Genomic DNA, 17,786 nt, shown 5'->3' on the forward strand with positions numbered 1-17,786 from the left:
TTCGGCAAAGTTTCCGGCGAAAGGCATTTTAATGCGGCATTCCCTTCTCCTTCGGCTTCTCTCCGGCGTGGCGATCATCGCGGCCGGCATCGCGTTCGCCGGCCCTCCCGCGGCTTACGCGGAGGAAAAGCCTGCGACCGCCGCCGCCGAGGAGACGCCGTTCGACCCGCTCAGCGTCAACACCTTCTCCGGTGCATTCCTCGCCGCCCGCACGGCCGATTTCGACAAGGAATACGAGACCGCCGTCGCGCTCTACAAGATCGCCCTGCAGTTCGACCCCACCAACAAGGACGTCAAGCAGCGCCTGATGGTGACGCAGCTGATGAACGGCGATTTCGAGGAGGGCGTGAAGCTCGCCGACGCGCTGCGCAACGACCCCGCGGTCGAGCGCATCACCGCCGTGGTGCGCGGCATGGAGGCGATCCGCAAGCGCGAATACAAGAGCGCCGAGAAGATCCTCGTCTATAACGGCCCGAACGACCTCGACCGCATGATGAACGACCTCCTGCTCGCCTGGGCCAAGTTCGGCGACGGCAAGCCGAAGGAAGCGCTCAAGCTGATCGGCGGCATGGAGGGGCCGGACTGGCTCGCCATCTTCAAGAACTACCATGCCGGGGCGCTGGCCGCCGCGGCCGGTGACAAGGCGACGGCGCGCGCCCGGCTCAACGACGCCGTCCTCGACCGCAACGGCGCGAGCGCGGCGCCGGACACCTTCATCCGCGCCGTGATGGCGCTCGCCCGGCTCGAAGCCCATGAGGGCAACAAGCAGAAGGCGCTCGACGCCATCTCGGTCGGCGACAGCTTCATCACCAGCTATGCGCCGCTGAAAGCGCTGCGCCAGAGCATCGAGGCCGGCGAGAAGCAGGAGCAGCAGGTGCGCACCGCCGCGCAGGGCGCCGCCGCCGTGCTCTTCTCGATCGGCGGCGCGCTCAACCGTGACGGCGCCGAAGACATCGTCTCGCTCTATCTCCAGGCCGCCCGCGCGCTCGACCCCGACAGCGACGACATGCTGGTTCTGCTGGGCGGGCTCGCCGAGAACCAGAAGAAGCCGGAGCGGGCGATCGAATATTACCGCGCCGTGCCGGAAAAATCGCCGATGCGGCGCATTTCCGAGCTGCAGCTCGGCCTGAACCTCGCCGATACGGGCAAGGTGCCGGAAGCCAAGAAGCACCTGCAGGAGCTGATCGAGGCCGATCCGGCGGACCTGCGCTCCTATCTCGCGCTCGGCAGCGTGCTGTCGGATGCCAAGGACTACAAGGAGATGGCCGCGCTCTACGATCGCGCCGTCGCGGCCATCGGCCCGGTTCCCACGCGCAACCACTGGAGCATCTTCTTCCAGCGCGCCATTGCCTATGAGCGGCTGAAGGAATGGGAGAAGGCCGAACCGAACTTCCGCAAGGCGCTGGAGCTGAACCCGGAACAGCCGCAGGTGCTGAACTATCTCGGCTATTCCTGGGTCGACATGAACATCAATCTCGACGAGGGCCTGGACATGATCCGCCGGGCCGTCAGCATCAAGCCGGACGACGGCTACATCGTCGATTCGCTCGGCTGGGCCTATTATCGCCTCGACCGCTTCTCCGACGCGGTGGCGGAGCTGGAACGCGCGGCGGAGCTGAAGGCCGGCGACCCGACGATCAACGACCACCTCGGCGACGCCTACTGGCGCGTCGGCCGCAAGCTGGAGGCCACCTTCCAGTGGAACCGTGCGCTCGGCCTGAAGCCGGAAGAGGCCGAGATCCCGAAGATCAAGCTGAAGATCGAGAACGGCCTGCCCGAACTGAAGAAGACCGAGCCGGCCTCCGCCGAAGCCAAGGACGAAAAGCCGGTGCAGAACCCCTCGCCCGAGGGCACGGCGGCCGACCGCAAGTCCTGACGCCGCATGGCTGACGCCGACGCATTGTCGCGGTTCGCGGTCGTCGAGCCGGCCCCGGCCAAGATCAACCTCGCGCTCGCCGTCACCGGCCGGCGCGAGGATGGCTACCACCTCCTCGACAGCCTCGTGACCTTCACCGCCGTCGGCGACCGCATCGGCCTTGCGCCGGCGGCCGAGGACCGCTTCACCCTCAGCGGCCGCTTCGGCGGGGCGCTTTCGGCCGGCGCCGACAACCTCGTCACCCGCGCCCGCGACCGGCTGCGCGCGGCGCTCGCCACGACCGGGCAGGCGGCGCCGCCGGTGCACATCCATCTCGAAAAGAACCTGCCCATCGCATCGGGCATCGGCGGCGGCTCGGCGGATGCCGCCGCGACGCTGCGCGGCCTCCTTAGGCTGTGGCGGGCGGCGCTGCCCGGCGATGCGCTGGAGGCGCTCGCCCTCGGCCTCGGCGCGGATGTGCCGATGTGCCTTGCCGGCCGGCCGCTGCTGGCGCGCGGCGTCGGCGAGGAAATCACCCCCGTCGCCCTGCCGGCCCTTGCCATGGTGCTGGCCAATCCGCTCGTCGGCGTTTCGACGCCCGCTGTCTTCCAGGCGCTCGCTTCGCGCAACAACCCGCCGCTTGCCCTTGCGGGCGCCGCCGGCTGGGCGGATGCGCTTTCGGGCCTTCGCAACGACCTGGAGCCCGCTGCCCGCCGACTCTGCCCGCAAATCGCCGTCATCGCCGAGAGCCTTGCGACAACAGGTCCCGCCCTCGTGCGCATGTCCGGTTCCGGCGCGACCTGCTTTGCGCTATACGAGACGGACGCGGCCGCCGGGACCGCGGCTGCGGCACTCGCGTGCCGGCATCCGCACTGGTTTTTCGCCGCCACGCGCACGCTTGAAGGAACCGACAATGGCGCATATTGACGAGACGAGGCCTTTCATTCCGGTCGGCATCGCCGTGCTCACCGTGTCCGACACGCGCAGCCTCGACACGGACCGCTCCGGCGACACGCTCGTCGCGCGCATCACGGAGGCCGGGCACCGCCTTGCCGGCCGCGCCATCGTGACGGACGACGTGGCCGCGATCCGCGCGACGGTGGAGGCCTGGACGCGCGACGACGCGGTGGACGTCGTCATCACCACGGGCGGCACGGGCTTCACCGGCCGCGACGTGACGCCGGAAGCGCTGGAGCCGCTGTTCGAAAAGCGCATGGACGGCTTTTCCGAAGTCTTCCACCGCATCTCCTACGACAAGATCGGCACCTCGACGATCCAGTCGCGCGCGACCGGCGGCGTCCTCAACGCCACCTTCATCTTCGCGCTGCCGGGCTCGCCCGGTGCCTGCAAGGACGCCTGGGACGGCATCCTGAAGGCGCAGCTCGACTATCGCCACATGCCCTGCAATTTCGTGGAGATCATGCCGCGGCTGGACGAGCACCTGAAGCGCACGGCCGGCTGACCTGTTCCCCGGGAGACTGCGCCCCGCCCGCACCGCCTCTATGACTTTCCCACCCCGACGGATTTGAGGAGAGGACAATGGCACGCACGATCACCGGCACCAACGGCGCGGACCGCATCGTCCAGGGCGGCAGCATCAACAATACCGAACTGACGATCTTCGCCCGCGGCGGCGCGGACACCATCATCCTCAACCGCACCGACGATTTCGGCGGCCGCAACCAGGTGGATGCCGGCAAGGGCAACGACAGCGTCGTCAACATGAAGGAGGACGGCAACGTCATCCTGCTCGGCGCCGGCAACGACACCTATGTGGGCACCGGCTTCGGCTCCTTCGCCAACGAGCGCGCCGATATCGTCAAGGCCGGCTCGGGCAACGACAAGATCGCCGTCAGCACCTTCAAGAGCAGCTATTTCGGCGAGAGCGGCAAGGACAGCTTCTTCTCCGTCGGCCAGCAGAACACCTTTCACGGCGGCTCGGGCACCGATTCGATCAGCTATATCGCGCGCGACGACGACAACGTGCTCGGCGGTTCGGGCGTCGCCATCGATCTCGGCGCGGGCCTGGCGCAGACCGGCGCCAACCGCTTCGAACGCCTGATCAGCATCGAGAACGCCGCCGGCACGGCCGTCGCCGACGCCATTGCCGGCTCCGGCGTCGGAAACGTCCTCAAGGGCCTTGGGGGCGACGACGAGATCGCCGGGCGCGGCGGCAACGACGTGCTCGTCGGCGGGCGCGGCATGGACCTGTTGCAGGGCGGCAGCGGCGCCGACCGTTTCGACTTCAACGGCCGGCTCGAATCGGCCGTCGGCGCGCGCCGCGACGTCATCCTCGACTTCGACCGCGGCGAAGGCGACCGCGTGGACCTGCGCGACATCGACGCCGATGCCGGCCGCGGCGGCAACCAGGCCTTCGACTTCATCGGCGCGAACGGCTTTTCCGGAACGGCGGGCGAATTGCGCTTTTCGGGCGGCATCGTCGCCGGCGACACCAACGGTGACGGCGCGGCGGATTTCGAGATCGCGCTTTCCGGCCTCACCAGCGCCTTCCGCGGCGATTTCCTGCTCTGACGGCGTCAGGCGGAAGCGTTCAACCGGCTTCCGCCCGCATGGCCTTCACGGCCCAGGCCGGCACCATCTCCACCGCGAGGCGGCGAACGCCGGCGCCCGTGGCGATGCCGGCGAGCGCCATGCCGGGGCTGAGCGCCGCAAGGGCCTGGCGCTTGCTGACGAGATAGCCCTGCTCCAGCGGCGCCGGACGGTGCAGAAGGCGCTGGAGGAAGGGCCGGCGATGGCTGCGCGAGCCGAGGAAGCGCGCCGGATTGCGGTTAACGGCCACATGGTCGACGACGGCATCCACCCACCCCACCATGGGCCGGGCGCCGGGCTCCAGCAACAGGAGCCAGTCGCCGCGGGCCGAGCCCAGCACATCCTTCATGTCCCACTCCGTCAGAAAGCGGCAGCCGGCGGCATCGGCCACCGTCGAGGAACCGTCGCGCGAGCCGTGATCGAGCACGATCACATCGCGCACGATACCCTCGACCGCGCCGGAGACGAGCGCCGCGAATGTCTGTGCAAGCTCCGCCTCGTTGTCGCGGCATTCCAGGATGACTGTCAGCATGCCTTCCCATACCGCATCGCAACATCGAATTCCACTGCCTCCCGCAGCCAAGCCGGCCCGCACTCGCGGTGGAGGCGCTCCGAATTTTGTTCTTGCAATGTTCTCATTTGCGCGATAGGAATATAGTCATTGAATCGGGGCCTGCCCCCGGCGGAGACAGCCATGAACGATCTAGCCAGCCTCAGGCAGGGCGCCCTTGCGCCCGGCCATGCGAAAGACGTTGCCGAAGCGCTGATGGCCGAGACGGGCATGCGCGTGGAGAGCGAGCGCCGGCGTGGCCGTGGCGCCGGCCTCAACTTCACCGGCCGCTTCGAGCCGGTGACGCGGGAGACCTTCGACGACGGCTGGCAGACGCTGGAGGAACTGCCGCCCTTCCGCACCGAGGTGCAGGTGGAAAAGCCGCGCAGCATCATCACGCGCAACGAATCGCCCGATATTCCCTTCGACCGCTCGATCAATCCCTATCGCGGCTGCGAACACGGCTGCATCTATTGCTTCGCCCGGCCGACCCATGCCTTCATGGGCCTGTCCGCCGGCCTGGATTTCGAGGCGCGGCTGTTTGCCAAGCCCGATGCGCCGAAGCTGCTGGAGCGCGAGCTTTCCAAACCCGGCTACAAGCCGCGCGTCATCGCGATCGGCACCAACACCGATCCCTACCAGCCGATCGAGAAGGAATGGCGCATCATGCGGCAGATCCTCGACGTGCTGGATGCGGCCAACCATCCGGTCTCGATCGTCACCAAGTCGGCGCTCGTGCTGCGCGACATCGACATCCTCGCGCGCATGGCGGCGCGCGGCCTTGCCTGGGTGGGGCTTTCCGTCACCACGCTCGACCGCAAGCTCGCCCGCACCATGGAGCCGCGCGCCGCGACCCCGCCGCGCCGGCTGGAGGCCATCCGCACGCTTTCTGCGGCCGGCATTCCCGTTGCGATCATGATGGCGCCGATCATTCCCGGCCTCAACGACCACGAGATCGAGCGCGTGCTCGATTCGGGCAAGGCGGCCGGGGCGCTGGAGGCGAGCTACGTGCTGCTGCGCCTGCCGCTGGAGGTGAGCCCCCTCTTTCGCGACTGGCTGCTGCGCCACTACCCGGACCGCTATCGCCACGTCATGTCGCTGGTGCGCTCCATGCGCGGCGGCAAGGATTACGACGCCGAGTTCGGCAAGCGCATGAAGGGCGCCGGTCCCTATGCCTGGCAGATCGCCCGCCGCTTCGAGATGGCGGCCAAGCGGCTGGAGCTGACCCGCACCCGCCGCAGCCTTGCCTGCGACCAGTTCGTGCCGCCTTCGGGCAGCGGCGTGCAGCTCTCGCTGCTGTAGGGCTTTGGTAATCCCGCCGGGCATCCGTGCCCGGCCCGTCCTTCCGGTCTGCCTTTCCCCGGGGCATGCCGGCAATCCTCCGGCGTCCGCCTCCTGCCGGGGGACTTGCAGGGAATCGGATGGATGTGCGAGGTTCGCCGCATGTCCCGTCCATCCTCCGATTCCCGCCTTCTCTTCGACCTGCCCGAGGCCCCCGATTTCCAGATGGAGGCCGCCGCGCGCGCGCGCGGCATCTGGCCGGTGGCCGGCACGGACGAGGCCGGCCGCGGCCCGCTGGCAGGTCCCGTCGTCGCCGCCGCCGTGATACTCGATCCCGACGATATCCCGGACGGGCTCAACGATTCCAAGCAGCTCAGCGCCCTCCGGCGCGAGGCGCTCTTCGCGCGGATCATGCAGTCGGCCTTCGTCTCCGTCGCGTCCAGTTCGTCGCGCCGCATCGATGCCATCGACATCCGCAAGGCGAGCCTCGACGCGATGCGCCGCGCCGTCGCCGGCCTGGAGATCGCGCCGAAGCTCGTCCTGGCCGACGGCCGCGACGTGCCGCCGGGCCTTGCCTGCGAGGGCCGCGCCGTCGTCAAGGGCGATGCCCGCTCGCTCTCCATCGCCGCCGCCTCCATCGTCGCCAAGGTGATGCGCGACCGCATGATGGCGCGCGCCGAGGAGACCTACCCCGGCTACGGCTTCGCCGTCCATGCCGGCTATGCCACCGAGGTGCACCGCAAGGCCATTGCCGCCATCGGCCCCTGCCGGCTGCACCGCATGAGCTTCCGGCCGCTCCGGCAGGATTGACCGGACCTTTGTCGCCGCAAGCGGACAAACGAAAAAGCCGGGCTTTCGCCCGGCTTTCTCAAATCATGCTGTGCCGAAGGCTCAGTTCAGGCGGGTCTTGACTTCGCTGATCGCGTTGTCGAAGAGCGCCTTGCCGGTGGCGGCATCGGCCTTGGCGGCGATGACCTTCTCGGCGGCGGCAACCGCGAGGTCGACGGCGGCGGCGCGCACGGCGTTGATCGCGTCGGCCTCGGCCTGGCGGATCTTCTGCTCGGAGAGCACCGTGCGACGGGCGACGTATTCCTCGGTCTTCTGCTTGGCTTCCGCCGTCAGCGCGCTCGCCTCGCGTTCAGCGGCCGCGACGATGCTTGCGGCTTCCGCCTCGGCATCCTTGCGCTTGCGCTGGTATTCGGCGAGCAGGTGCTGGGCCTCCTCGCGAAGACGCTTGGCTTCCGCCAGCTCGTTCTGGATCTTCTCCGCGCGGGCGTCGAGGCCCTTTGCCATCATGCCCGGAACCTTGAGGTAGGCGATGAGGGCAAGGAACAGCAAGAGGCCGACAAAGGCATAGAATGTTGCGTCGAATGCCATGGTGTCCTCCTTATTCGCCCGCGGCCGTCTTCACGGCGGAAGCGATCTCGGCCTTGGTGGCCTTGGCGCCGATGAGCTGCTCGACGAGGGCTGCCGTGGTTTCCTCGGCGATCGCGCCGACATCGGCAAGGGCCTTGGCCTTGATCTCGGCGATGCGGGTCTCGGCACCGGCGATCTTGTCCTGCAGCGAGGCTTCGATCTTGGCGCGCTCGGCGTCGGCCTTGGCCTTGGCTTCGTCGCGGGCGGTCGAGGCGATCGCGTTGCCCTTGGCGCGGGCGGTCGCGAGATCCTGTTCGTAGGCGGCGATCGCGGCGTCGGCTTCCGCCTTCAGGCGGGAGGCTTCGTCGAGATCCTGTGCGATGCGGTCGTGACGCGTCTCCAGGATGCCGCCGATGCGCGGGATGACGACCTTCGACATGAGAAGGTAGAACAGACCGAAGGTGATCGCCAGCCACAGGACCTGCGATGCGAACGTGGTCTGATCGAACGGCGGGAAGACGCCCGAAGCGTGCTCGTCGCCATGTGCCACACCCGTTTCGGTGTGCACCTCGCCAGCCGGCTGGGCCGCATGCGTATCCGTCTCATGCGACGTCGCAGGGGTTTCCGCCTGGGCGATTTCGAAAGGGGTGGACTCGGCCGATGCCGGGGTCACGGACATGCTCACCTCCAGGGGGCACTCTCAGATCTTGTACGGAACGTACGATGGACCACGGCCCGCAGGCCATGGTCCAGTCCTCGGCCGATATCAGACGGCGAAGAGGAGGAGGAGAGCGATGAGCAGCGAGAAGATGCCCAGAGCTTCCGTAACGGCGAAGCCGAATACGAGACGGCCGAACTGGCTGTCGGCAGCAGACGGATTGCGCAGAGCGCCGGCCAGGTAGCTGCCGAAGATGTTGCCGAGGCCGAGAGCCGTGCCGGCGAGACCGAACGTGGCAAGACCTGCGCCGATGAACTTTGCTGCTTCCGCTTCCATGTTGAACTCCTTGAATGGGTTGTTGCGGCTTATGAGCGACGCCCGAGGGCGCCGGCGACTGTTTCCTTAGTGACCACCCGGATGCACGGCATCGTTGAGGTACATGCATGTCAGAACTGCGAAGACATAGGCCTGCAGGAACGACACGAGGAATTCGAGACCGGTCAGGGCGACGGTCATGAGAAGGGGCAGGATCGCACCGGCGACACCGAGGGCGCCGAGGGCGCTCAGCGAGGTGACGAAGCCGGCGAAGACCTTCAGCGTGATGTGACCCGCCAGCATGTTGGCGAAGAGACGGATCGAGAGGCTGATCGGGCGCGAGAGGAACGAAATGACCTCGATCGAGACGACCAGCGGCAGAAGCGCGCCGGGCACGCCCGACGGCACGAAGAGCTTGAGGAAGCCGAAGCCGTGCTTGTAGAAACCGTAGACGATCACGGTGCCGATGACGAGGATGGCCAGCGCGAAGGTGACGATGATCTGGCTGGTGACCGTGAAGAAGTAGGGCACCATGCCGAGCAGGTTCGCCGTCAGCACGAACATGAAGAGCGAGAAGACGAGCGGGAAGAACTTCATCCCGTGGCTGCCCGCCCCTTCGCGAAGCATCGAGGCGACGAATTCGTAGGACATTTCCGAGACCGACTGCATGCGGCTCGGAACGAGGCCGCGCTGGCCGGTCGTGAAATAGAGGAAGCCGACTGCGGCCGCGACGGTGGCGACCATGAACAGCGAGGCGTTGGTGAACGAGAAATCGATGCCGCCGATTTCGATCGGAACAATCTTGTTGACCAGGAACTGATGGGTCGGATCGTTGGACACCGCTTATCTCTCTCGCTTGCCCGCCTTGCGGCGGAAGTCACCCATGGGCGGGACCGCGCCGTCAGGCGCCGTCCCTCGGTTTGGTCTCGTCCCGCCCGCCGCCGGCCTTGCCGGGCTCCCGCCCTGCCAGCCTGTCGACCGGATGGGGCGATGCCACCATGCCGGCCGCGCGCATGACGTTCAGAACGCCGGCGCAGAAGCCGAGGAGCAGAAGAACGATCATCCCCCACGGCCCTGTACCCGCAAAATGGTCCAAAAGATAGCCCAGAAGCGCCCCGACGATGACGGCGGCGATGAACTCGCTCGAGAGCTTCATGGCGACCGCGTAGCCCTTGCGACTCTCGGATGCCCGTGCCTCGGCGGCCTTTTCCGCCCCGTCGTCCTTGCGCCGTTCCGCGAGTTCCGCGTCCAGCCGCTTCAGCCGATCTTCCAGACTTGTCTTTCGATCGTCGGCCATGGCATGCTCCTGTCTTTCTTCCGCGGGGCTTTCGCCCCATTGCGGACATATTGCAGGCTAGGATTCGAGCCACATCCGACCCCTTTCGAAGTCGGCCGCAACATAGTTTTAGGTGCCGGCATAGTCAAGGCATGGCGAAGCTTTGCGCAGCACCATTTTTTTAATGGAAAATCAATAGGCTAGCCGGAATCTCGCATCAGCGTGATCGTTCGCGCCGGGAATCGCGAGGACCGTGGCGCGGACTCACCACAGCCGCCCTCAGCTCCAGCCGCCGCCATAGGTGCGGTAGAAGATGTGCTTGCCGATCTTGACCATGCGCTTCATCGTGCGGCCCCAGGGCGGGTTCACGTAGGTCGCGTGGTAGTGCGTGGCGGAGCCGACGTCGTCGAACCAGATCTTTCCGGCGGTGACGGCCATGGCGATTTCCTTGGCGGCCTTCCAGTGCCGTGGCGAGAGGATCAGGTCGGGAATGCGGTCGCAGGCAAACGAGAACTGGCAGCGGTTGCGCCAGTTCTCGTTCTGGTAGACGACGCCGCAGATCGTGCTCGGATAGGCGGGGTTGCGCACGCGATTGAGGATGACCTGCGCGACGGCGGCCTGGCCCTTCAGTTCCTCGCCGCGCGCCTCGAAATAGATGCCTTCGGCAAGGCACTTCTGCTCCTTGGCGGTGAAGACCGTCGCCGGCAGCGCGGTGGCGGCCCAGGCGTGATCGTCCGGCGCGATGTCCGGCACGAAGCGACCGGCTTCCTTCTTCGGCTTCATGATGGAATCGAACGGCGATTCCCGGGCATAGTCCGGCTCGACGCGGGCATAGGCGGTGGCCAGCACGTCGGCATTGTCGTTGGTCACGAGGCTTGCGATCATCGGCGAGACGCCGGCATTCTCGCGCACCGGCTCTTTTTTGTAGAAGGCGGTGGCGATCTCGATTTCCTTGCCCTTTATCCTCGGCTTGGCGAAGGCCATGCGCTGGCCGGTGTCGAAGGCCGGCGAAAGCAGGAAGCTGGTGCGCTCCAGGATGGAGCCGGCGGCAAAGCCCTTCGGCGGCGTCACCGGCAGGACGGCGACGATGCGGCCCTTCTTGTCGCGGCGGTTGACGCGGTCCTCGTCGGGAATGCCGCCCTTGCCCTTGTGCTCGCTGCGCAGCGCCGCCGTCACGCCGCCCGGCAGTTCCACGCCCGCGCCGCTTTCGATGCCGCCGGTCGTCATGGCGTCGGCGAAGGCGATCTCGACCTCGTGGATGGAGCCGGCGGGCGAGCGGGTCAGAACCAGGGTCTGGTTGCCGCCCTTGCGGTTGAGGCCGGCGAGATAGGCGGCAAGATCGGAATGGGCGGCCGGGGTGGGAAAGGTGGCGACGAGGCCGAGGCCGATGGCAAGGGGGATTTTCCACTCCCGCTTCAGAGACGCGAGGAAGCGTCCGAACCCGGCATGACGAATGCTACGCTTACGCAACTTTTTACTCCGCACGCATGCGCAGGCGCACCGCCCTTGTGGATGGCGTGTCCTCCTGCCCGAAACTGACTGTATGGGAGCCTGCCGCGCCGAAGCACGGGCCCGAAGCGGCTCGTGTCAGGGTAAAATGAAGCATTAACCTTGATGGTTGGTTAATGCTGGTAAACGGGGATCGGGGAGCAGGATTGCGATCGGAGCATGCGAAGGCACCGCCCGCCTGCAAGACCCTCTCTGCCGGCAGCTTGCTTTTCCATCAATTTTGGATGCTGAGCGTGCCGCCCGTTAAGTCCCTCCGCCCTTTGGGGAGGGGTGCTTTCAAAACCACACTCCCCCTTCACGTTTTCGTCAGATCACCACATGCGAGCCGAGTTCGACCACGCGGTTGGTCGGCAGGCGGAAATAGTCGGAGGGGTCGGTGGCGATGTTGGCGAGCCCGATGAACAGCCGGTCCTGCCACATGGGCATGCCCGATTGCGCATCGGGCACCAGCTTGCGGCGGCCGAGATAGAACGAGGTCGACATGATGTCGAACTTGTGTCCCGCCTTGCGCATCAGGCCGAGCGCATGGGACACGTTCTGCGTCTCCATGAAGCCGAAATGCATTTCTATGCGCGAGAAGCGCTCCGAGAGCTTCTCGACCGAGAAGCGCTCGGCCGGAATGACGCGCGGCGTGTTGGCGGTCTTGATCGTCAGGATGAAGTTGCGCTCGTGCAGGACATGGTTGTGCTTGATGTTGTGCAGCAGCGCGGCGGGGGCGAAATCGGGATCGCTGGTGAGGAAGATCGCCGTGCCGGCGACCTGCACGGGCGCATGCGCGCTCTGCTTTTCCAGCGACTTGATGAAGGCCGGCAGCGGCACCTCGATGCGCCGGGTCTTCTCGCGCAGGATCTTCGTGCCGCGCGTCCAGGTCCACATCAGAAGGACGACGGCGCCGGCGATCATCACCGGCACATAGCCGCCGTCGTGCACCTTGAGCAGGTTGGCGCCGAGGAAGGTCAGTTCGAGCAGGAAGAGCGGCAGCAGCACGGCGACGGTGGCTGGCAGCGTCCAGCGCCAGCGCCTGCGCAGGAATTCGAAGGCCAGCACCGTCGTCACCACCATCGCGCCGGTGACGGATATGCCGTAGGCGGTCGCCAGCGCCTCGGAGGAGCCGAAGATGAAGACGAGCAGCACCACGCCGAAGAGCAGCACCGTGTTGACGCCCGGCAGGTAGATCTGGCCTGTCTGGGTCTCGGAGGTGTGGAAGATCTCCATGCGCGGCAGGAAGCCGAGATGGATCGCCTGGCGCGTCAGCGAGAAGGCGCCGGTGATGACGGCCTGGCTGGCGATGATCGTCGCGAAGGTCGCGAGGATGACGACCGGCAGCAGCGCCCATTTCGGGAACATCAGGAAGAACGGGTTGGCGATCGTCTCGGGATGGGCGAGCACCAGCGCGCCCTGGCCGAGATAGTTCAGCGTCAGCGCCGGGAAAACCAGACAGAACCAGGCCCACTGGATCGGCCGCCGGCCGAAATGGCCGAGGTCCGCATAGAGCGCCTCGGCGCCCGTCACCGTCAGGAAGACCGCGCCCAGCACGACGAGGCCGACATAGCCCTCATTGTATATGAAGAGCACGGCGTAATAGGGGTTGAAGGCGGGCAGGATGCCGAGGTCGTCGCTGATATGGTTGACGCCGCCGAGGCCCATGACGATGAACCACAGGGCGGTGATCGGCCCGAAGAACTTCGACACCGCCGCCGTGCCCCAGGATTGCACGGCAAACAGCATGACGAGGATGACGACGGAGATCGGCACGATATAGTCGCCGAGCGTCGGCGTCACCAGCTTCAGGCCCTCAACGGTCGACAGGACGGAAAGCGCCGGCGTGATCATCGCATCGCCGATGAAGAGCGCCGCACCGGCGGCCCCCAGGAAGAAGAGCACGGCGGCGTGCCGCCCCGCCGTCTTCGTCAGCAGCGCCAGGAGGGAGAGCGTGCCGCCCTCCCCGTGATTGTCGGCGCGCAGCAGGAAGAGCACGTATTTCAGCGTGACGATGACCGTCAGCGTCCAGATCATCAGCGAGATGAGGCCGACGACCTCCGCGCGCACCAGGCCGTTGCCGGCGACCGGGCGCAGCGCCTCGCGGAACGCATAGAGCGGGCTGGTGCCGATGTCGCCATAGACGACGCCGACGGAACCGAGGGCGAGAAGAAACAGCGTGTGCGCCCTGCTGCGGGAATGCGGAGCGCTGCCGGCATGTGCTTGCATGGGACGATCAGGCCTAGAGCCAGCCTTTCCAGCGGAAGACGAAGAACGGGAGGACCGCCGACAGCACCATGGCCGCCAGCGTCAGCGGATAGGCGTAGGCGAAATGCAGTTCCGGCATGAACTCGAAGTTCATGCCGTAGATGGAGGCGATCAGCGTCGGCGGCAGCAGCACGACGGAAGCGATCGAGAAGATCTTGATGATGGCGTTCTGCTCGAGATTGATGAGGCCGAGCGAGGCGTCGAGCAGGAAGGTGATGTTGCCGGCGACGAAATTGGCATGCTCGGAGAGCGACTGCACGTCCCGCGTCACCGTGCGGCACAGTTCCAGGCTTTCCCCGTCGGCCTGCAGTGCCGGCAGGCCGTGCAGGAAGGTCAGGACGCGTAAGAGCGACGTCAGGCTGTCGCGCGTCTTGGCGACGAGGCGGTGGAGCGCGGAGACCTGCATGACGCGGTCTTCCAGATAGTGCGGCGGGCGGCGGGCGAGATGCCGCTTGTCGCCGAACACTTCGAGCGAGAGCGTGTCGGCGCGCGAAACGGCGATTTCGAGGATTTCGGCCGTGCGGTCGGCGACGGTCTCCAGGAGCCGGGTGATCATCACCGTCGGCGAGGAGCAGCCGCCGGGAATGCGGTGCATCGCACTCCTGAACAGGGAGAACGAGCGCGGCTCGGCATAGCGCACGGTCAGCAGCCGCTCGGGCGTGAGGATGAAGGCGATATCCGTCAGGTGCGGCAGGTCGCTTTCCGCCTTCACCATCAGCGAGGCCGTCATGTAGGCGGCATTGCCGTCGGTATAGAGGCGGCTCGACGGCTCGATGTCCTTCAGTTCGTCGCGCGTCGGCACGTCGATCGACAGGATGCGCTCGATCAGCGCCTCGTCCGCGCGGGTGGGTTCGAGCAAATCGACCCATACGGCGCCGGCAAGGATATCGCCAGCCGCGGGATCGGTCTCTGCCGGCAGGGCGCGTGCCTCGCCGTTGGGGCGGAAAGCCGTGATCACCGGCGCATGGCTCCGGGAAGGACCATCGCTCACACTCCTGACTGTATGCCGCCCTCAGCGGTCGGCCGCGCATATTGCGCGGCGCAACATAAAAATCAAGATCACGGCGATGGGAACGAACGGTCCGGCTATTCGAAGACGATGGCCGGGGCGCCGCGGGCGCCCTTGCCCTCTAGCGCCTTGAGCTCCTGCCAGACGCGGGTGGCGATCGCCCGGTAGGTCTTGGCCGCCGCCCCTTCCGGATTGGACACGACGACGGGCGTGCCGGCATCCGAGGTCTCGCGGATATCCATGGTCAGCGGCACTTCGCCGAGGAAGGGCACGCCGATGCGCTCGGCCTCCTTGCGCGCGCCGCCGTGGCCGAAGATGTCGTAGCGGTTGCCGGTGTCGGGCGCGATGAAATAGCTCATGTTCTCCACGATGCCGAGCACCGGCACCTCGACCTTCGAGAACATGTTGAGGCCCTTGCGCGCATCGATGAGGGCAAGGTCCTGAGGGGTGGAGACGATGACGGCGCCGGCGAGCGGCACCTGCTGGGCCATGGTGAGCTGGGCGTCGCCCGTGCCGGGCGGCATGTCGACGACGAGCACGTCGAGATCGCCCCAGGCGACTTCGCGCAGCATCTGCATCAGCGCCGACTGGATCATCGGCCCGCGCCAGATCATCGCTACCTCCTCATCGACGAGGAAGCCCATGGACATGACCTTGATGCCGTAGTTCTCCATCGGCTTGATCGTGCGGCCCTCGAGCTGCTGCGGCCGGCCGGAGATCTTCAGGAGGCGCGGCATGGAGGGACCGTAGATATCGGCATCGAGGATGCCGACGCGAAGGCCGTTCGCCTTCAGCGCCAGGGCGAGGTTGACGGAGGTGGTGGACTTGCCGACGCCGCCCTTGCCGGACGCGACGGCGATGATGGCACCGACGCCGGGAATGCCGGATTTTGCGCGCTGCGCCGGCTGGCCGGGGGCGGCATGGGCATGGCCGGCATGGCCGTGCGCCTCGCCGCGGCCGGGCGGCGGCGGGCTCGGCGCGCGGGCGGCAGCCGGGCCGGTCGCGGTGCGCTTGTCCGCGGTCAGCGCCACCATGGCGGCCTTGATGCCGGGGATCTCCTTGACGACGCGCTCGGCGGCGGCCCGCATCGGGTCGAGTTCGCGGGCCCGCTCGGCCGGCACGGTGATGGAGAAATAGGCCTTGCCGTCGGAAATGAAGACATCCGACACGAGGCCGAGGTCGACGATGTTGCCGTCCATGTCGGGGCCGCGCACCGTGCGAAGCTGTTCCAGCACCTGTTCCTTGCTTACGTCCGTCATGAAACCCTCGATCACCCTGTCGCGGCGTCAGGCCGCCGCCCTATATCCCGTAGATAGTGCACGGAAAGGCGCGCGCCAAACGAATTCGCCGCGACCGAAAGCCTCGGCTGGCGCTCAGGCGATCAGCCCGCGGCGGATGGCCTTGACCACCGCCTGGGTACGGTTGACCGCCTCCAGCTTGCGGGTAACCTGGTTGAGGTAGTGGTTCACCGTATGCTCGGAAAGGCCGAGGATCTCGGCGATCTCCAGGCTCGTCTTGCCCGCCGCCGTCCAGCTCAGGCACTGGATCTCGCGTTCGGTGAGCACGACCTGGCCGGATTTCCAGGCCGCGCCGATCTCGGCGAGCCGGTTGAAGAGGTGGACGGAGATCATCTGCAGCATCAGCCGCTCGTCGCGCTCCAGCGTCGGGCTCTCGCCGCCCCAGACGATGGCGCCGCGGTTGCCGAGCGCGTCGTGCACGGGAAAGAAGTGGCCGGTCAGCATGCCGTGGCCGTTCATGACGTCGAGCAGTTCGGCGAAATCCAGCTGTTCGGACGATTCGCCGATCCATTCGCGCATGTCGTAGGAGAACGGCACCGTGGTGAGCCTGAGCTTGCGGATGCCGGCGCTGTGGCGGACCATGCGCAGGGCATCGTATTTCGCCAGGATCTCCTGCGGCCAGTTGCTGACGATGGAATAGGCCGACAGCTTTTCCGCCTCGAACCCCGGCAGGTTGAAAACGATGAAGAACTTGAGCCCGTATTCCTCGCATTTGCGTCGCATATAGCGCACGATATCGAACTGCGTTTCGAGAGCGGCGATCTCGCTGCCTTCGTCCCGTAGCTGGTTGTCGGCGCTGCCTGTTTCGTCAGCCGTCATGGTTCCCCGCAATTTTGTTCTTGGCCTTGAGCAATTGGAGCCGAACCGCACACAATCCAGAAAGTCGCAAGGTTTTTTTATGCATCAGTTCAAAAGCCCGGCGCGAATCGCCTTGGCGACCGCCTGGACCCGGTTGACGGCATCGAGCTTGCGCGTCGCCCGGTTGAGATAATGATTGACCGTATATTCCGAAAGACCGAGGATTTCCGACATTTCCACGCTCGTCTTGCCGGCCGACGCCCAGGACAGGCACTCGATCTCGCGGCGTGAGAGCGAGACGTTCTGCCGGCGGCCGGCGCGCAGGTCGATCACCTCGGTGAAAATGAGGTTCGCCACCGCGTTGAGTTCGGCCATTTCGCGCGGGTTGAGCGCCTCGCGCGTGCCGCCGAAGGCGAGCGCGCCGCGCAGGCCTGCCGAATTGTGCGCTGGAAAATAGGCCCCGCGCGACAGGCCGTGCCGCTCGAACAGGCCCGCCGCGATCGCCGCCTTGCCGTCGACCCTGCGGCGGTTCGTGCGTTCCGCGTCATAGGCGAAGGGATTGGTGCTCTGGCGCAGATGCTCGATGACAGGACTGCCGAAGATCAGCCCGGCATGGTCGTAGGTCTTGAGCATTTCGTCCGGCCAGGACGTCAGGAGCACGTTGGAGGAGAAGTCGGTCGAGGTTTCCGACGGCACATTGATCAGAAGATAGCCGCGAAAGCCGTAGTGCCGGGCAAGGCCGCTCAGCGTCTCGGCGACATCCTCCTGCGAGGCGAGGCCCGCAGAACCCGGCTCCCACCGGTGCCGGAGCTGTGCAGAAGCCGTGTGAAATCGATCCGCCATAGTCATCTTCCTTCAGCACGCACGCGCCCGTACGGCAAGAAACTGCCGTCACAATGCACTGCTTGCCTCAGGAACCCCCGTATCCCAGTGCAAGTATGTTCGATGAACCGCGCCTCAAGTTCGCGGCGGGCGACGCAACGTTTCAGCTGGTCGTCAGGGAAGCTAATGATGCCCCCACCCCGCGTCCAGCGCGATTTTCTAATTTACCGTAAAATGGGGCCATAAGACAACCATGCCATCA

At 66.4% G+C, this 17,786-nt stretch carries 18 protein-coding genes; 6 read left to right on the forward strand and 12 right to left on the reverse strand.

The features are described from left to right. The first annotated feature begins 31 nt into the window (after positions 1 to 31). The 4 genes from AB3G45_RS21330 to AB3G45_RS21345 all read left to right on the forward strand — a co-directional run bounded on the left by AB3G45_RS21330 (position 32) and on the right by AB3G45_RS21345 (position 4,387). A complete protein-coding gene (locus AB3G45_RS21330; protein WP_367832451.1) occupies positions 32 to 1,876 on the forward strand; it encodes a tetratricopeptide repeat protein in 1,845 nt (614 codons plus the stop codon). 6 nt (positions 1,877 to 1,882) lie between these two features. Then, on the forward strand, positions 1,883 to 2,782 hold the full coding sequence (locus AB3G45_RS21335; RefSeq protein WP_367832452.1) for a 4-(cytidine 5'-diphospho)-2-C-methyl-D-erythritol kinase: 900 nt from the start codon (positions 1,883 to 1,885) through the stop codon (positions 2,780 to 2,782). Next, positions 2,769 to 3,317: a molybdenum cofactor biosynthesis protein B gene (gene moaB / locus AB3G45_RS21340; RefSeq protein ID WP_367832453.1), complete on the forward strand. Its 549-nt coding sequence runs from the start codon at positions 2,769 to 2,771 to the stop codon at positions 3,315 to 3,317. The genes AB3G45_RS21335 and moaB overlap by 14 nt, the downstream gene beginning before the upstream one ends. Before the next feature lie 77 nt (positions 3,318 to 3,394). Beyond that, positions 3,395 to 4,387, forward strand: a complete 993-nt coding sequence (locus AB3G45_RS21345; RefSeq protein ID WP_367832454.1) for a calcium-binding protein — start codon at positions 3,395 to 3,397, stop codon at positions 4,385 to 4,387. Between the two features lie 19 nt (positions 4,388 to 4,406). Here AB3G45_RS21345 and AB3G45_RS21350 read toward each other — a convergent pair whose 3' ends face one another. Beyond that, on the reverse strand, positions 4,407 to 4,937 hold the full coding sequence (locus AB3G45_RS21350; RefSeq protein ID WP_367832455.1) for a glycosyl transferase: 531 nt from the start codon (positions 4,935 to 4,937) through the stop codon (positions 4,407 to 4,409). A gap of 162 nt (positions 4,938 to 5,099) precedes the next feature. Between AB3G45_RS21350 and AB3G45_RS21355 the strand changes: the two genes are divergently transcribed. Together AB3G45_RS21355 and AB3G45_RS21360 are read left to right on the forward strand one after the other, a co-directional pair. Next, positions 5,100 to 6,257, forward strand: a complete 1,158-nt coding sequence (locus AB3G45_RS21355) for a PA0069 family radical SAM protein (protein WP_367832456.1) — start codon at positions 5,100 to 5,102, stop codon at positions 6,255 to 6,257. Between the two features lie 123 nt (positions 6,258 to 6,380). Further along, the gene (locus AB3G45_RS21360) at positions 6,381 to 7,046 is read left to right on the forward strand and encodes a ribonuclease HII (protein WP_367832457.1); all 666 of its coding nucleotides are present in this window, start codon (positions 6,381 to 6,383) and stop codon (positions 7,044 to 7,046) included. Positions 7,047 to 7,127: 81 nt separating this feature from the next. On the opposite strand, the gene AB3G45_RS21365 is transcribed toward AB3G45_RS21360, so the two are convergent. The 11 genes from AB3G45_RS21365 to AB3G45_RS21415 all read right to left on the reverse strand — a co-directional run bounded on the left by AB3G45_RS21365 (position 7,128) and on the right by AB3G45_RS21415 (position 17,545). Next, the gene (locus AB3G45_RS21365) at positions 7,128 to 7,613 is read right to left on the reverse strand and encodes a F0F1 ATP synthase subunit B (protein WP_367832458.1); all 486 of its coding nucleotides are present in this window, start codon (positions 7,611 to 7,613) and stop codon (positions 7,128 to 7,130) included. A 10-nt stretch (positions 7,614 to 7,623) separates the two neighbouring features. Next, a complete protein-coding gene (locus tag AB3G45_RS21370; protein WP_367832459.1) occupies positions 7,624 to 8,271 on the reverse strand; it encodes a F0F1 ATP synthase subunit B in 648 nt (215 codons plus the stop codon). Positions 8,272 to 8,358: 87 nt separating this feature from the next. Then, on the reverse strand, positions 8,359 to 8,586 hold the full coding sequence (locus AB3G45_RS21375) for a F0F1 ATP synthase subunit C (RefSeq protein ID WP_069059650.1): 228 nt from the start codon (positions 8,584 to 8,586) through the stop codon (positions 8,359 to 8,361). A 66-nt stretch (positions 8,587 to 8,652) separates the two neighbouring features. Continuing rightward, positions 8,653 to 9,405: a F0F1 ATP synthase subunit A gene (locus tag AB3G45_RS21380; RefSeq protein ID WP_367832460.1), complete on the reverse strand. Its 753-nt coding sequence runs from the start codon at positions 9,403 to 9,405 to the stop codon at positions 8,653 to 8,655. A 61-nt stretch (positions 9,406 to 9,466) separates the two neighbouring features. Further along, positions 9,467 to 9,862, reverse strand: a complete 396-nt coding sequence (locus AB3G45_RS21385) for an AtpZ/AtpI family protein (protein ID WP_367832461.1) — start codon at positions 9,860 to 9,862, stop codon at positions 9,467 to 9,469. Between the two features lie 258 nt (positions 9,863 to 10,120). After that, positions 10,121 to 11,296 carry a cell wall hydrolase gene (locus tag AB3G45_RS21390; protein WP_367833641.1) on the reverse strand — a complete coding sequence of 392 codons (1,176 nt, stop codon included), beginning with the start codon at positions 11,294 to 11,296 and terminating at the stop codon, positions 10,121 to 10,123. A gap of 360 nt (positions 11,297 to 11,656) precedes the next feature. After that, positions 11,657 to 13,558, reverse strand: coding sequence for a potassium transporter Kup (locus AB3G45_RS21395; protein WP_367832462.1), 1,902 nt, complete (start codon positions 13,556 to 13,558; stop codon positions 11,657 to 11,659). 13 nt (positions 13,559 to 13,571) lie between these two features. Then, the gene (locus AB3G45_RS21400) at positions 13,572 to 14,555 is read right to left on the reverse strand and encodes a magnesium transporter CorA family protein (protein ID WP_367832463.1); all 984 of its coding nucleotides are present in this window, start codon (positions 14,553 to 14,555) and stop codon (positions 13,572 to 13,574) included. A gap of 128 nt (positions 14,556 to 14,683) precedes the next feature. Then, positions 14,684 to 15,865, reverse strand: coding sequence for an iron-sulfur cluster carrier protein ApbC (gene apbC, locus AB3G45_RS21405; protein ID WP_367832464.1), 1,182 nt, complete (start codon positions 15,863 to 15,865; stop codon positions 14,684 to 14,686). A 114-nt stretch (positions 15,866 to 15,979) separates the two neighbouring features. Further along, positions 15,980 to 16,723: an autoinducer binding domain-containing protein gene (locus tag AB3G45_RS21410; RefSeq protein WP_367832465.1), complete on the reverse strand. Its 744-nt coding sequence runs from the start codon at positions 16,721 to 16,723 to the stop codon at positions 15,980 to 15,982. Between the two features lie 84 nt (positions 16,724 to 16,807). Beyond that, a complete protein-coding gene (locus AB3G45_RS21415) occupies positions 16,808 to 17,545 on the reverse strand; it encodes a LuxR family transcriptional regulator (protein WP_367832466.1) in 738 nt (245 codons plus the stop codon). Positions 17,546 to 17,786 lie beyond the last annotated feature (241 nt).

The organism is Shinella sp. S4-D37 (assembly GCF_040812195.1).
Taxonomy (GTDB): Bacteria; Pseudomonadota; Alphaproteobacteria; order Rhizobiales; family Rhizobiaceae; genus Shinella.

What these genes read in the sequence shown, in the direction of transcription:
- AB3G45_RS21410 (WP_367832465.1), bottom strand. Translation starts at nt 16,723, where the DNA reads ATGACGGCTGACGAAACAGGCAGCGCCGACAACCAGCTACGGGACGAA.
- AB3G45_RS21335 (WP_367832452.1), top strand. Translation starts at nt 1,883, where the DNA reads ATGGCTGACGCCGACGCATTGTCGCGGTTCGCGGTCGTCGAGCCGGCC.
- AB3G45_RS21360 (WP_367832457.1), top strand. Translation starts at nt 6,381, where the DNA reads ATGTGCGAGGTTCGCCGCATGTCCCGTCCATCCTCCGATTCCCGCCTT.
- AB3G45_RS21375 (WP_069059650.1), bottom strand. Translation starts at nt 8,586, where the DNA reads ATGGAAGCGGAAGCAGCAAAGTTCATCGGCGCAGGTCTTGCCACGTTC.
- AB3G45_RS21395 (WP_367832462.1), bottom strand. Translation starts at nt 13,558, where the DNA reads ATGCAAGCACATGCCGGCAGCGCTCCGCATTCCCGCAGCAGGGCGCAC.
- AB3G45_RS21370 (WP_367832459.1), bottom strand. Translation starts at nt 8,271, where the DNA reads ATGTCCGTGACCCCGGCATCGGCCGAGTCCACCCCTTTCGAAATCGCC.
- apbC (WP_367832464.1), bottom strand. Translation starts at nt 15,865, where the DNA reads ATGACGGACGTAAGCAAGGAACAGGTGCTGGAACAGCTTCGCACGGTG.
- AB3G45_RS21415 (WP_367832466.1), bottom strand. Translation starts at nt 17,545, where the DNA reads ATGGCGGATCGATTTCACACGGCTTCTGCACAGCTCCGGCACCGGTGG.
- AB3G45_RS21355 (WP_367832456.1), top strand. Translation starts at nt 5,100, where the DNA reads ATGAACGATCTAGCCAGCCTCAGGCAGGGCGCCCTTGCGCCCGGCCAT.
- AB3G45_RS21350 (WP_367832455.1), bottom strand. Translation starts at nt 4,937, where the DNA reads ATGCTGACAGTCATCCTGGAATGCCGCGACAACGAGGCGGAGCTTGCA.
- moaB (WP_367832453.1), top strand. Translation starts at nt 2,769, where the DNA reads ATGGCGCATATTGACGAGACGAGGCCTTTCATTCCGGTCGGCATCGCC.
- AB3G45_RS21330 (WP_367832451.1), top strand. Translation starts at nt 32, where the DNA reads ATGCGGCATTCCCTTCTCCTTCGGCTTCTCTCCGGCGTGGCGATCATC.
- AB3G45_RS21365 (WP_367832458.1), bottom strand. Translation starts at nt 7,613, where the DNA reads ATGGCATTCGACGCAACATTCTATGCCTTTGTCGGCCTCTTGCTGTTC.
- AB3G45_RS21385 (WP_367832461.1), bottom strand. Translation starts at nt 9,862, where the DNA reads ATGGCCGACGATCGAAAGACAAGTCTGGAAGATCGGCTGAAGCGGCTG.
- AB3G45_RS21345 (WP_367832454.1), top strand. Translation starts at nt 3,395, where the DNA reads ATGGCACGCACGATCACCGGCACCAACGGCGCGGACCGCATCGTCCAG.